General features: G+C 54.4%; 9 protein-coding genes. 4 read left to right on the top strand and 5 right to left on the bottom strand.

What is annotated here, in order from left to right; all coding sequences use genetic code 11:
• Positions 1-160 precede the first annotated feature (160 nt).
• Positions 161-1336 carry a type IV pilus twitching motility protein PilT gene (locus FJ146_09865; GenBank protein MBM4252266.1) on the bottom strand — a complete coding sequence of 392 codons (1176 nt, stop codon included), beginning with the start codon at positions 1334-1336 and terminating at the stop codon, positions 161-163.
• A 1038-nt stretch (positions 1337-2374) separates the two neighbouring features.
• Here FJ146_09865 and FJ146_09860 point away from each other — a divergent pair.
• The 4 genes from FJ146_09860 to FJ146_09845 all read left to right on the top strand — a co-directional run bounded on the left by FJ146_09860 (position 2375) and on the right by FJ146_09845 (position 10053).
• Positions 2375-5149 carry a hypothetical protein gene (locus tag FJ146_09860; GenBank protein ID MBM4252265.1) on the top strand — a complete coding sequence of 925 codons (2775 nt, stop codon included), beginning with the start codon at positions 2375-2377 and terminating at the stop codon, positions 5147-5149.
• Positions 5088-6167: a tetratricopeptide repeat protein gene (locus FJ146_09855; GenBank protein ID MBM4252264.1), complete on the top strand. Its 1080-nt coding sequence runs from the start codon at positions 5088-5090 to the stop codon at positions 6165-6167. Before FJ146_09860 ends, FJ146_09855 begins: the two co-directional genes overlap by 62 nt.
• Before the next feature lie 12 nt (positions 6168-6179).
• On the top strand, positions 6180-8069 hold the full coding sequence (locus FJ146_09850; protein MBM4252263.1) for a trypsin-like peptidase domain-containing protein: 1890 nt from the start codon (positions 6180-6182) through the stop codon (positions 8067-8069).
• Between the two features lie 115 nt (positions 8070-8184).
• Positions 8185-10053 carry a bifunctional homocysteine S-methyltransferase/methylenetetrahydrofolate reductase gene (locus FJ146_09845; GenBank protein MBM4252262.1) on the top strand — a complete coding sequence of 623 codons (1869 nt, stop codon included), beginning with the start codon at positions 8185-8187 and terminating at the stop codon, positions 10051-10053.
• Here FJ146_09845 and FJ146_09840 read toward each other — a convergent pair.
• The 4 genes from FJ146_09840 to FJ146_09825 all read right to left on the bottom strand — a co-directional run bounded on the left by FJ146_09840 (position 10040) and on the right by FJ146_09825 (position 13064).
• Complete coding sequence (locus FJ146_09840) at positions 10040-11419, bottom strand: class I SAM-dependent RNA methyltransferase (protein MBM4252261.1); 1380 nt, start codon at positions 11417-11419, stop codon at positions 10040-10042. The two genes, FJ146_09845 and FJ146_09840, sit on opposite strands and share 14 nt — an antisense overlap.
• The gene (locus FJ146_09835) at positions 11325-11708 is read right to left on the bottom strand and encodes a hypothetical protein (protein ID MBM4252260.1); all 384 of its coding nucleotides are present in this window, start codon (positions 11706-11708) and stop codon (positions 11325-11327) included. The genes FJ146_09840 and FJ146_09835 overlap by 95 nt, the downstream gene beginning before the upstream one ends.
• Before the next feature lie 64 nt (positions 11709-11772).
• Positions 11773-12072, bottom strand: coding sequence for a hypothetical protein (locus FJ146_09830; GenBank protein ID MBM4252259.1), 300 nt, complete (start codon positions 12070-12072; stop codon positions 11773-11775).
• Between the two features lie 98 nt (positions 12073-12170).
• Positions 12171-13064 carry an ROK family protein gene (locus FJ146_09825; GenBank protein MBM4252258.1) on the bottom strand — a complete coding sequence of 298 codons (894 nt, stop codon included), beginning with the start codon at positions 13062-13064 and terminating at the stop codon, positions 12171-12173.
• Positions 13065-13181 lie beyond the last annotated feature (117 nt).

The following is a 13181-nucleotide window of genomic DNA, read 5'->3' as shown; positions in this document are numbered from 1 at the left end:
CGAGGCTTGTAAACAAAAACAAGTGATTTTGGCAATTAAAGAAGTCTTATTTATCTGAAAGTATAGGTAAATCTTATGTTAAGACGGTGTTAAGCCTAGCGCAAGTCTTTAGATTAAAAACAAGAATTTTATGAGATAAATTATAATTTTTATTTATCAATCATCGACTTGGCGTCCCCGGTGGCCGCGGCGGTGGTGTCGGTGGTGTGCCTGCATTCGTCGCGATAGCGGGGCTGCCCACGTTAATGCCCGCACGGCGCATCATGTCGGCGAGACCGTTTTTGTCGACTGCTTTACGTAGGGCATCTTCGGCATCGACTGTGCCTTCACGGACGAGCTTAAAGAGCGATTCATTCAGTAGAATGTTGCCGTCCTGTTTTTGTGTCTGCATGTGGTTGGCGATCATGTGATTCTTGCCTTCACGGATCATCGCGCACACGGCGTCACTGGTGACCAGAATCTCGTGAGCTGCAACGCGGCCACCGCTCTTTTTACGGAGTAAGGTTTGAGCGACGACACCTTTGAGCGAAGACGAAAGCATCATGCGGATTTGCTGCTGTCTATCAGTTGGGAATTGGTCGATGATCCGATCGATCGTCGATACTGCTGTATTCGTATGTAGGGTGCCAAACACCAAGTGCCCCGTTTCGGCCGTTTCAATAGCGATTGCCACAGTCTCTAAATCGCGCATCTCACCAATAAGCACGATGTCAGGATCCTCGCGTAAGGCTGCTTTGAGTGCTCGTGAAAATGACGCAGTGTGCCGATGGACTTCGCGCTGATTGACTAACGCTTTTTGCTGCGGATGGACAAATTCGATCGGGTCTTCGATAGTCAGTATGTGGTCAGGTCTCTTTTTGTTGATCAGATCGATCATTGCTGCCAAGGTCGTCGACTTACCGCTACCAGTAGGTCCTGTTACTAGGACCAAGCCTTTGGTGAGCCCACAGAACTTAGTAATCGCCGGTGGTAAGTTCAGCTGCTCGGCCGTGAGAATTTGCGACGGAATGTGACGCATAACGCTGCCAATGCCGTTCTTGTCTCTAAAGACGTTTACACGGAAGCGACCAACATTACGAATCTCGTAAGCAAAGTCGGTATCGTTACTCGATGCAAGCTCCGCTAAATTGCGTTTGGGAATAATTGGTGCCAGGTAAGCCTCAACATCAGCTGGCGAGCTTGGCGTTAGCGTGATGCGGGTGATTTCACCGTCGATGCGGAAACAGAGCGGCTCACCGCAGGTCATATGCAAGTCGCTTCCCTTGCGCTTTACCAGCTCTGCAAGCACCTGATCGATACGATTACGCCCGTCACTAATGCCGGCATCTCCGATCATCAACGGCCCGTAGCTTAACTCGATGCTCTGTGGTTCTTTCACCACCGACCTGGAACCGGTTACTTGGCTGTGGAGTCCCGATCCGGTCGCATGGGGATGCGATCCCGTGCCCGTGTGCTCCTCGGCTTGCATGCGCAGTAGGTTGTTGCTCTGCACCGCGACGGCTGCGCTATGTCCCACCACATGTTGAATCTGTTGGGCCTGTTGGGCCTGCTGAATTGTAAACTGTGGCTGTTGTGTTTGCTGTACGTTAGATTTTGCAACGGACGCCTGAGAGCTGAGTGCCACTGCTGCCTTTGCCGTCACGGGCGCAACACTGGGTTGGCTCCCCATAAGTCCAGCAGGAATGAACCCACTGTCGCCAAGATCGGGTTCTGTGGGCTGCAAGAAGGGGTTCAGATCTGAGGTTTCCAGCGATCCGAAACTAATCTCAGCGCTGTCTGGTTCGGGCTTACTATACTGCTGCCAATCGCGGTCGAATGCACCTTGTCCAGCGGGCGGTAAGTATAAGTGGATCGCTTGAGCGCCTTTGGTTCTGGCGATGAGCTGGATGCGCCCGACGTTGGCAATTTGTAGTGAGCTGCCGAGCAGACCTGCCGCCGGGTTTGACGTTTGAACGCTGTTAAAAAGATAGGATTTGAGATTTTGCAGGTAGTCATCAGTCAGTTTTGGTTCGCCCGGTAGTGTAGCTACGCCTGCTGCGGTGACGAGCTCTGGCTCGCGCCCACTCACCAAGCTGATGCTGATCGCTTGTTCAGCGAGAGCTGTGCGTAGAATTTTCTTCAAACGTTCCAAACCTTACCCTCCAACGACGTCATCGGCAGTTGCTGCGCCGTAATTTAGGGGACACTCTGATTTGAACTCTCTCCCACTAGTTAACTCGATCGAATGGTGGATCTCAGATCATTATTTTCACGGTCAATATGACTATTTTTTGCGATATGACCAAAATCTGCGGATAACTGGTGAGTGGCTTGGCGCACTGGTCGAGTGTCAACAAAGTTGACAGGCGCCAGAGAAATAAGCTGGAGCTTGTTGATGCCTGGCTCCGAATACCTCGAAACTAATGCCTATTATGACTGGTTTGACGTGGGTACGGCTCTTGCAGCTCTCGGTGCGAACTATGGTTGGCTATGTGAGGTTGCTGTGCGTTACAAGTGGAATCTAATAAAAGCTGTTGTCGGACTAGTGATCGGAATCGCTGCTACAAGTTCAGTAGAGGTCGGTGAGGCCGTCTCGGAACAAAGTTTTGCGGCGCAAGGTATGGCACCGATTGTTTCCTTACCAGAAAAGAAACTGTCGTTGCCTTTTATGGCCGGAGTGCTGCGGTCGCTACAATCTCAGCATCAAGACTCAGTCTTAGTGGCGCTCCGTGACCTCGATCAGCGCGCTCAAAACACACGCATCGCGGCAGCTGGAAAACTGCGGGCTGCTCTCTCGTCCGTAGATACGAAATCTAGGGTAGCTCTGAAATTGCAGCTAGCCCGGCACACTGCTGGTTTCACAGCCGGCGGTGCGCGCCTTGGTGGCGCCAACATGGCCTATCGCTCACAACTCGCGGGCGCCTTGCAGAGTGCTCAATCCCTTGACGAAGCTGATCGCATCGCAGCCGGTCACTATGCGATTTCCCTTTGGCGCATGGCTGAGGGAGCGAAGATTGATTGGGCTAAGCCGCCTTTTCGCTTAAGTCTCCTACGTGACGATAATTTAGGAAGAGCTCTGATTGAGAGGTCAGCTATCGCTGACGCACAATCAAGGGACTACAAATCGGCACTGCGTAAATACAAAGCACTGACTGCAGGCGCCTCAGGGTCGGTGATACGAGCTGATTTTGATATGCGGGCGCTGCACTTGGCTCGTCTCATGGGCGAGCAAAGCAACAAACCTGGCATTTATGAGTCACAGTTGATTGCCCTGGAGAAGGACTATTTGGACCCATCGTTACTTGGGTCCGGTAACGAGGCGCGAGCTAAGTCTGTCGCATCTGAGGTGGTTCAGCGTCACAAGCAATTTGTCCTCGGCACGATGACTCGTGCTGCGAGTCAGAAAGCGAGTCGTCGCGATCGCGCCGAAGCCATCGCCATGGCTCATCGCCTCCTGAAGTCAATGGCCGATGACGGCGAATCGATAAGTGTTAAATCCAAAATGGCCGGGCTCTACGAAAAAAGTCAGCAGTACGCTGAGGCCGTAGCTATCTATAAGGAGCTAGCTGCGAGTGCCCAAGAGGGTAGCCGCACTTCCTACATGGTTGCCGCTATTAGGGCTCAGAGTATCCTCGCATCGTGGCCACTTACAGTGCCTTGGAACGACTCCAAACACGGGCACGAAGATGCGCGGACTGAGCTGCTGAGTCTTTATCAGCAACTATCTGGCAATGGTCAGCAGAAGAGCTGGGAAATTGCGGCTCATCAGGGCTTACTCATGGTAGACCTTGGGCGTCGCGACGATGCGTACACGCTTTGGCAGGATCAACTGAAGTCCCAGCCAGCTGGCGTACATGCCGGCAACGCAGCAGGCCACATGTTGAGTGCATACGCCGGTGATCAAAACTGGCCTGAACTAGAGAAGATGGCGCGGTTCGTACGGGAACATAAAATTGCAGCTGTTCACCACGGCAAGCCCATCGACACGTCCGATCACCTCGCCCTAGCCTTGCTCGAGCAAGGTAAGGGTGCCATCGGCGAATCAAAATATAAGGACGCCACGAAAAAGTTGATCGAAGTGGTTAAACAGTTTCCGAGATTCAAACGCTGCGATGAAGCGATGTTTCTCCTGTCGTCAGCCTACCGCGGTGCTGGTGAGCATACGGCGGCCATCAACACTCTGGTGGCGTTCGACAAGCGATTTGCTACGTCAAGGTACTACCGGCAAGCGATGTTAAACGGTGGCGAATGGTCACAAAATATGGCCCTAGAGGAGCAGGCTGCACATTTTTATGAGCGCTTTCTCGCTAAATTTGCAAAAGATCAGGAGTCGCAAAAGATTCGGGATCAGCTGACATCGCTACACGTAGGACTTGGCCATTACGCCAGTGCATTGAGTGTGCTACACGCTACAGTCGCAAACGCCACTGATAGTCAAACCAAGTCAGCTGCACTGGTACAAATCATGGAGATCGAGCGCCGCAGTGGATCTATGGTTCGCGCAGCCGCTACGGCAAAACAGATCGCCAGTACTGGTGATGTTGGGGATGACGGCAAAGCGTCGGCGCTAGCAGTCAGAGCGCAGGTTGCGGCTAGTCAGGGTAAATTCGCGGAAGTTCAAACTATAGAGCGTGAGCTGCAAGGACTTTCTGGTCAGATTGCACAAGAGTCACTCGCAGGCACTAGGTTTATCTTAGCCAATGCACGCAGCAAGGACCCAATCAAAAGCTTTAATAATCTTGAGCTACGGGATCCTCTAGCCACTTTGAAGTCACATTATGGTACCTACCGTTCCGTGCGCCAAGCTTACAATGCCGTCTGTGATGTTGGGAGCACCAGCTTTTGCCCACTAGCTATGATGAAGCTCTCGCAACTCTCGGCGACTTTTGCTGAGCATGTTCAGGACATATCGATACAGGATAGTTTGGCACCAGAAGTGGTGTCACGCTTCAAGTCTCAGCAGGCTGCGATTATGAGCGATGTGACCAGTACGGCTCAGCAGTCTGACGCCAAAGCTTTGGCTATGGTTCAAAACGGCCATAGCGATCCAGATACGACACAGGCCGTTCTATGGCAGGCGGCAGGTGATTGGCAGAGTGACCGTGTCAGTGGCTCAACTGGTAATGGATTTGTGCAGTGGTCCGTCGATGAAGGAGCTGGCCATGAATAATTATTTAGGTAAGTTAATCGTCAAAATGCGGCTGGTTCCATTGGTCACTGCCAGCCTCTCGCTGGCTGGATGTATCACAACCTCGTCGCAATACGGTGCGGCTGGCGAGGGCGGTGTGATGCCGCAGTCATCCGTGGCACGCAGTGGCGTGGTCAGTCAGATCGGTGCCCGTGATCCGCTCCTAGCACCACACCCAAGAAATTATTGGTTAGATCAGCGCCAGGCCAAGGCCATGATGCCGCGGGCGCAGGCTGCCCTGGCAACTGGTGAGCCTGAGCTGGTAGTCAACATGGCTAAGGCAAAACTTGCCCGTACGCCCGGCGATCCTGGGGCATTAACGATGCTGGCGGCGGCCCTCACGATGAGTCATCAGTACGATCTTGCTGCCTACTATGCTGCGCAGCTGGAACAGGTTCAACCAGGTAACTCCTTTGCGCTTAACGTCAAAGGCATGGCCGCAATGCTAGCGCACAAGACGACGATGAATGATTACAGGTTGGCTCAAGACTACTTTCAAAAGGCGATGGATAACGATCCCATGCAGATTGCTGCTGGCCTCAATCTCGGTAGTTTGCAACTTGAGTTAGGAAACGCGCGCGGTGCGGCGACCGTGTTTAAAACCGTAGCTGAGCGCTGCGGGGCATGTACTGCGGCTCAAATAGGTTACGGTCGGGCGCTGGCCCGCTCGGGTGAATTTAGGGAGGCTGCCGCTGTTTTCAAAGACGTGCTCAAGAAGCATCCAGAGAACCCTGCCGCTCAGTATAACTTAGCTCTGGTCTACAAGAACGGCTTTCATGATAAGGCCAAGGCGCAATCCTACCTGGTGGCGGTTATTAAGAACTCCCACAACCGCGATCAGAGCTTGAAGAATCGGGCGCAAATTGTGCTGCGGTCACTGTCAGGGCAAAAAGCGATGGACGAGCGTGCACGCCTAGCTTCCGATCCTGCACCCAGCGCTGATGAGCAGGATGCTGCGATACTTATGACTGGTGCCGAGGGAGAATCTGAGGAACCATGATACCCTAGGACTATATTTGGGGAGGTAAGTGTGCCTAGGACCTTCAAGCTGATAGTCGTCTCCTTACTCTTGGCTTCTGCCGTAGCGTGTAAAAAGAAGCCACTCTCGATAAGCACGACTGCCTATATCCTTGGGCCACAAAGTTTAATTTCCGTTATTACGCCGCGGGAGCAATCTGAGATTGATCCTCGCGTACTCAATGCTTCCGTCCTTATTTCGACCCGGCTGGGGCCATCGGAAGTAAAGTTTTGCTCTGGTACCCTGATCCCGTCGGATCTAGTCGGTGGTAATCTGCGGGTGGTGGCCAATCACCACTGCTTTGCCGAGGTCGATAGCGAAGGCATAGCAATTCAAGAGCTGCTACCGGAGGCCTGCATTAAGACCAAGGTTTATCTTGGTTTTTTTGCCGGACAGTCCGAAAGCAGTACGATCACGGAATGCTTGCCGGGGAGTTTGAGAACCACCCTGGACGGTGATCTATCAGTGTTTCGTCTAGCTTCCAAGGTACCTGACCAGTTCCAACCACTTAGTCTCGCCGATCCCAATACTAACTTAGCCGGCCGTCAGGCGTTAATCGTGCACTACCCTGACATCAAATCAGCCAAGGTCGCATCACCCGACGGTGGACCGAAACTTCCGCTAGCTCAGGTGACGCGCGAACGTTGTAAGATAATCGGTAATTTTCCGATCGGTCATTGGCAGTTTGATCGTTCGCTGCCGTTCAGTATCAAACACACCTGTGATTTGACACATGGTTCTAGTGGCTCTGGTTTAATAGACGCCGCAACTGGTCAGCTCATCGGCGTAAACTGGGGTGGGATTAAAATCAACGATAACGGTCAGACCGAGACTGTCAATGTGGCGACAAGTATTGGTTTTGTTGATGCCTTCCTAAACTTTAATACATCAAAACTTGAGCATCAGGCAGCAGGAGCCCTCGCCGCTGCGGACTTGCCGTCCGCATCCAAGGATAAGGGCGGCGGCGTTCTACACGCTACCGGTATCACTAAGAGTCTTTCTTGTGGTGTCGTTGGATCTAGACCTGACGATACGACGTCCCTAGGCTGGGTAATATTAGCGGCGACACCGGTGATCGGTATGATCCTCAGTTCTGGGCTCTGGCGTCGCCGTCGTACTAAGTTCATCGCCGGCATGCTCACTCTTGTTGGCGCTCTGTTGATGCCGCATCAAGATGCTGAAGCCTCCCCTGCGGTTGCATCTGATACGGTCGCCTCTGATACGGTCACCCCAAATACGGTCAAAGTCTCGCCAGCGCCGGGATGGGGCACGGCCTACCTTCTCAGTGCGGTTTTTTTGGCCGAATATGACAGCTTGGTCGCCTACGACCGCGCCGCAGCGTCGGTGATGAAACGAGAACGCCCGCTGCACACGAACGAGTGGCTGCGCGCTCACGCGGCACTTGGCTACCTGAAGGCTCAGGGGATAAAATTCCCCGAGATGGAGCGTCTGGCTGATCAAGTCGCTATGGACCCTGCCGCCCGCGCTCATGCTCAATTCATCGGCTCCTTCAAATCCACCGATGCAGCGAGTTTGCAGACTATTGCCGCGACCTTTAAAGCTTCAAAATGGGCGGAGAGTTGGCCGCCTCTGAGTGTTGCATTTATGGCCCCAGTCCCTAAGTGCGCGTCTTCCGACCCAGCTACTATGAGTTGCGTTCCTAGCCAAACGACTCCGAGTGGTCAAGAGAGCACTGCCACGGCCGACACTCTAGCTTTAAATGCCGGCATTCAGGTAGCCCAGCGCCACTATGCCGAGGCCCTGGCGCTCCTCGTCGGCCTGGTAGAGCGTGATCCCAGCTTTAGATTGCCATACGAGCTAGTACAGAGAGCTTATAGTTGGCGTCAGCGCGGTAGCGGCAAAGTCGCTATTCAGGGCCTTTAATCTCGTCTTTCCTTAGAGCGGGATGGGATTCACGTCAAATAACGCTTTTCAAGGTCGCCCGAGACGCTACAATCGGCCTTTGGACTAGATCTCGCGTCTGAGGAGGCTAAGTGGCATGAAGCCGTTTAAAGATATCATCGCGGCTGGCGATAGCTTGTTGTTTGACGGTGCCATGGGCACATTGCTCTACGCCAAGGGTATCTTCATTAATCGGTGCTTTGAGGATGCCAATCTATCCGCGCCGGCTTTAGTTAAGGAGATCTACCAGGAATACGTGAGTGCTGGTGCTCAAGTCCTGACGACTAACAGTTTTGGCGCCAATCGCTTTAAGCTCGCCGGACACAATCTGGGCGACAAGACCTCCCAGATCAACGAAGCCGCAGCCAAAATAGCCCGCGACGTGGCTGGAGATCACGCCTATGTGGCGGGATCGGTCGGACCGCTCGGTGTACGGATTGAGCCCTGGGGACCAACCTCATTCGCCGAGGCCAGGGCGAGCTTTCGCGAGCAGATCGAGGGGCTAGTAGCCGGTGGCATCGATGTCCTATGTTTTGAGACCTTTGCCGATATATCGGAGCTGCAACAGGCCATCCTCGCTGCGCGCGATGTTGCACCTCACATGCCCATCATTGCTCACATCGTGATGAACCCTGATGGCAATACCCCGATCGGTACACCCATTGAGTGGGCGATGAAGAAGCTTGACGAGTGGGCTGTCGACGTCGTTGGACTCAATTGTTCGGTCGGTCCTGCTCCCATGATGTCGGCCATTGCCCGGATCAGAGCCACGACCAAACGACCGATCTCGCTGCAACCCAACGCTGGACTTCCAAAGGATGTCGAGGGGCGGCAGATCTACATGAGTACGCCCGAGTACATGGCAGAGTTTGCCAAGGACTTTCTTCAGGCGGGTGTGCAATTTGTGGGTGGCTGTTGTGGGACGGCCCCCGAGCACATTAAGGCCATGGCCAACGCGATCCGCCATCACAAAGCGATGAGTGGTCATGAGACGGGGCGTTTTGTCGCTTTCGCTACGCCGCGCTCACAAGATCCCGCACGGCAAAATGATGTCGTCGAGGCACCACGTGTGCCTGCTCGAGATAAGAGTGTTTGGGCGCGTAAATTAGCAAATGGGGAGCCAGTTTACTCCGTAGAACTCTTGCCGCCCCAGGGTGTCAGCCCTGATAAAATTGTCGCCAACTCGGCGCGTCTCAAGGCTGCCGGGATAGACGCAGTCAATATTCCTGACGGGCCGCGAGCGTCAGCGCGGATGAGTGCCATCATGACGGCGCTGATGATTGAGCAGAGGGCTGAGATTGAGACTGTCCTGCACTATACGTGTCGCGACAGGAATTTACTGGGGATGCAGTCTGATATGCTCGGCGCTCACGCCATTGGACTGCGCAACCTGCTGCTGGTGACCGGTGATCCACCTAAGCTAGGTAGCTATCCTGATGCTACCGGCGTTTTCGACGTCGATGCGATCGGTCTCACCAACATGGTGCACAGGCTCAATGGTGGCATCGATCTGGGCGGGCGGAGCATTGGCCAACCAACGGCTCTCTCTATCGGCGTCGGTGTCAATCCTGTGCACCGGGACTTTGAATACGAGATGAAGCGTTTTAAGTACAAGGTTGAAGCTGGTGCTGAGTGGGCCATCACGCAACCGGTATTTGATCTGGAGGCGATGTACCGTTTTCTCGATTTCATCGCTAAATCAGACATCAAAATCCCGATCATCGCTGGTGTATGGCCGCTCCTAAGCTACCGCAACGCCGTCTTTATGAATAACGAGGTACCTGGTGTGGTCATTCCGAGCGACATTATGGACCGCATGGCGCAGGCCAAGGATGCCGACGCGACTAAGATCGGGATCGATATCGCCCGTGAGATGGTGGGGAAACTAGGCCGTGATGTCCAAGGGCTGCAGCTCTCGGCGCCCTTTGGCAGGGTCGAACTAGCGCTAGCCATTATTGGTCGCTAGTTACCGGGATGTTCTCGTTTTTCTCTAGAAATACGACGGTCTCTACATGGTACGTGTTGGGGAAGAAATCCAGGGCCACCACGCGTTTAACCATGTAGTGATCAGCACGACACAAATAGGCGAGATCCCTCGCCAGTGTTGTGGGATCACAGCTCACGTAAATCATGGACTGGGGATCGAGGTTCTTCAGGGGCACGACACCTTTAGGAAATCCCTGCCGTGGGGGATCGAGAATGACCATGTCAAACTGCTCGCCACCGCGGGAGACCTTCCATAGATGCTTTTCGGCGTCGCCCGTCAAGTAAACCACATTGCTTAATTGATTCACTGACGCGTTGTGTTTGGCTACAGCTATGGCATCACGATTAGCCTCAACACCTTCGACGTAGCGAGTTCCATCGGCCAGAGGTAGCGACAGATTGCCACTACCGCAGAAGACATCCAGGATACGGCTTGGTCTCACCTTCTCGACGTAGTCTAGGACCAAACGGCGTAGGGTGCGGTTTAGCTCTAAATTTACTTGCTGAAATTGACCCGGTTTCGTGGCGAAATTGCGATCCAGATCAGATTCAAAGTGAACGTTAGGCGCGTTTCTTAAATCAAACACCAGTCCAGCCCAATGCACTCCAGGTAATTCTGCAACGAGCGCAGTAAACCGAGAAATTGTCTCGCGGTTACCGTCACCGGGGTAGACCGTTACTAGGAGACTGCCGCGCTCCGTCGCCGGAATTTCCTGAATTTCCATGCGTACGGTGAAAGCCTCTGGCTGCTCCAGAGTTAAGTTGCGCAAATTGGCGATGAGTTGATTTATCGCTGGAGCCGCAATGGCACAGGCGGTGATAGGTACGAGGTCGCGGCTTTGACGGCGAAAGTAGCCGACATTCATCGTGCCGTCCACGTGATGGTGGAGGCGGATCAAAACGCGGTTACGGTAGCCATGGGCTGCTGGTGACCCGATCATCTCTACCGTGAACCCGTCCGGCAATTTGCCGATCCGGCTCAGGGCTGAGACGACAAAATTTTGTTTCCAGCTGAGCTGCTCTTCGTAGGCGATGCCCATCCACTGGCAGCCACCGCAGTCTCCCGCGTACCGGCAGGCAGCGGGACCTCGCAAGGGACTAGCTTCAATCAACTTGTCGATAGCGACGTCAGCGTAGCGCCCGTGGTCCTGCGTGACCTGACCCTCGATGATGTCACCAACTACGGCGTCGGCGATGAAATATACCTTGCCTTCGTGCCGGGCTATACCCTTGGCGCCGTAGGCCATTTTCTCAACTGTTAGTCTCAGAGTCAGGGCTGGGTCTCCTCGTCGCCGCGCGGCGTGGGGAGCGAGCGCGCCTTGCCTTACCTGCGGCCACCCGTTCATGCCCTTGTTTCGGAACGAATTCAAAGGAAATCTGCAGCTTTTGATTCTTGGCTAAAAGAGCCAATGGTTCCTTAAGCATCGCCGCGACGGCATTGCCTATCTCGCGCGCGACCATGTGGATGACCTCGTCCTTGCCCTTACCAGCGCGGGCGAAAAGGGCCGACATCAGCGCCCTAGCCTTCTTGGCTTCGACCTCTTCATCGCTCGTGTCGTCGTCGCGGTCGGCATCGGCGCGGCCGACGAGAAGCCGCAGGATACTCTCAGTGATAGACTTGGACTCTTCAGACATAGCCGCCCTTCCTGGCTGCTGCCGGTCATGAGATCGGGATGGGTAAATGGTGACTGGGCCTGCTCTAGATCAACTCGAGCAACGTAGCAATATCAACCTTGGAGTGCGCCTTGGCTCCGAGCTCGCGACTGGCTGCGAGTTGCTCGCGGATGCGGCGTGCGCAGCCTTCAACTTCTTCAGCCGATGGCATGCGCTTTTTCTTGTTGCGTAGTTTTTCCAGCAACTGCTGTTGCGCCTCACTACTGGTGAAGCCATGAAGCCGCGCCCAATGATTGCTCTCTTCCTCAAGCTCGGCGAGGTAGTCGGATTCGCTAACCTCTACAGCCATGAGCGGGGGGTGGCGGTCGATGATTCTCAGTCCCATACCTACCTCCAAGGCAAACTGCGATCAGTATCGCATACTTAGTCACCAAGGTCACTAGCGACGAACAAACCGAAGTCGATTTACGAAATATTTACAGCTCAGCTCCAGAGTCTGGCGGCGCCGCGCACACCACTGGAATCGCCGTGTTTAGCTTGCACCAGTCGTGTCGAGACGCGATCGGAGAAGACGTGGGCAAGCCAGAGTTTAGGCACTTCTTCGTAGATTCTTTGCAGATGAGACATGCCGCCGCCGATGACAATGCAGTCGGGGTCGACGATATTGATGACGAGCGCTAGTGATTTCGCAAGCCGCTCAAGAAAGCGGTCGTAAGCGGCTTTGGCCGCAGCGTTGCCTGCTTCAGCCGCGGCTACGATGGCGGCTGGCTTCAGATCATCGCCAGTTGCCGCCTTATAGTCACGGGCAAACGCCGGACCTGAGCAGTAGGTCTCGATGCAGCCCACGTGACCACAGAAACAGGGCGGCGCCGGTAGATCTGCCGCTGTCGGGCGTGGCAGCGGGTTGTGGCCCCATTCGCCACCGATACCGTTGCGACCTGCGATACAGCGTCCGTGAACCACCAGGCCACCGCCACAGCCGGTACCTAGGATGACGCCAAAAACAACGGGCTCGCCGGCTGCAGCGCCGTCCGTGGCTTCAGACAGTGCGAAACAGTTGGCGTCGTTGGAAATGCGTACGGATCGCCCCAGACGTTGTTCGAGATCCTGCCAAAGCGGGCGCCCATTGAGCTCGGTAGTGTTGGCGTTTTTGATAAGGCCCGTGTCGGCTACGTGGGTGCCGGGGATGCCGATACCAATAGAGCCGCTCTCACCCAATTTGCGTTCGGACTCCTGAATCAATTGGACGATGGCACCCACGATTCCATCGTAGCTGCCACGGGGGGTAGCAATGCGGTGGCGCAACACTTCGGAGCCGTCTGGCTGCATTGCCAGGAGCTCTATCTTGGTGCCGCCGAGGTCGATTCCAAACAGCATTGGGTACCTCCTCTCCCTGTTGCTTCAGGTGGAGAGCCCAATTCTTAACCCCACCTCTGCTTTGACAGTGGCTTAGGACGGGGTGGGGTGACAAGCTTAAACTGACCCACTCACCTG

The organism is Deltaproteobacteria bacterium (assembly GCA_016874735.1).
Classification (GTDB): domain Bacteria; phylum Bdellovibrionota_B; class Oligoflexia; order Oligoflexales; family CAIYRB01; genus CAIYRB01.
Note: the sequence above shows the minus strand (reverse complement) of the source record. Positions and strands in the feature narration are given on the sequence as shown.

Coding starts and splice junctions, on each gene's coding strand:
- FJ146_09865 (MBM4252266.1), bottom strand. CDS start 1,336: ATGATCGGAGATGCCGGCATTAGTGACGGGCGTAATCGTATCGATCAG.
- FJ146_09860 (MBM4252265.1), top strand. CDS start 2,375: ATGCCTGGCTCCGAATACCTCGAAACTAATGCCTATTATGACTGGTTT.
- FJ146_09845 (MBM4252262.1), top strand. CDS start 8,185: ATGAAGCCGTTTAAAGATATCATCGCGGCTGGCGATAGCTTGTTGTTT.
- FJ146_09840 (MBM4252261.1), bottom strand. CDS start 11,419: ATGAACGGGTGGCCGCAGGTAAGGCAAGGCGCGCTCGCTCCCCACGCC.
- FJ146_09835 (MBM4252260.1), bottom strand. CDS start 11,708: ATGTCTGAAGAGTCCAAGTCTATCACTGAGAGTATCCTGCGGCTTCTC.
- FJ146_09830 (MBM4252259.1), bottom strand. CDS start 12,072: ATGGGACTGAGAATCATCGACCGCCACCCCCCGCTCATGGCTGTAGAG.
- FJ146_09825 (MBM4252258.1), bottom strand. CDS start 13,064: ATGCTGTTTGGAATCGACCTCGGCGGCACCAAGATAGAGCTCCTGGCA.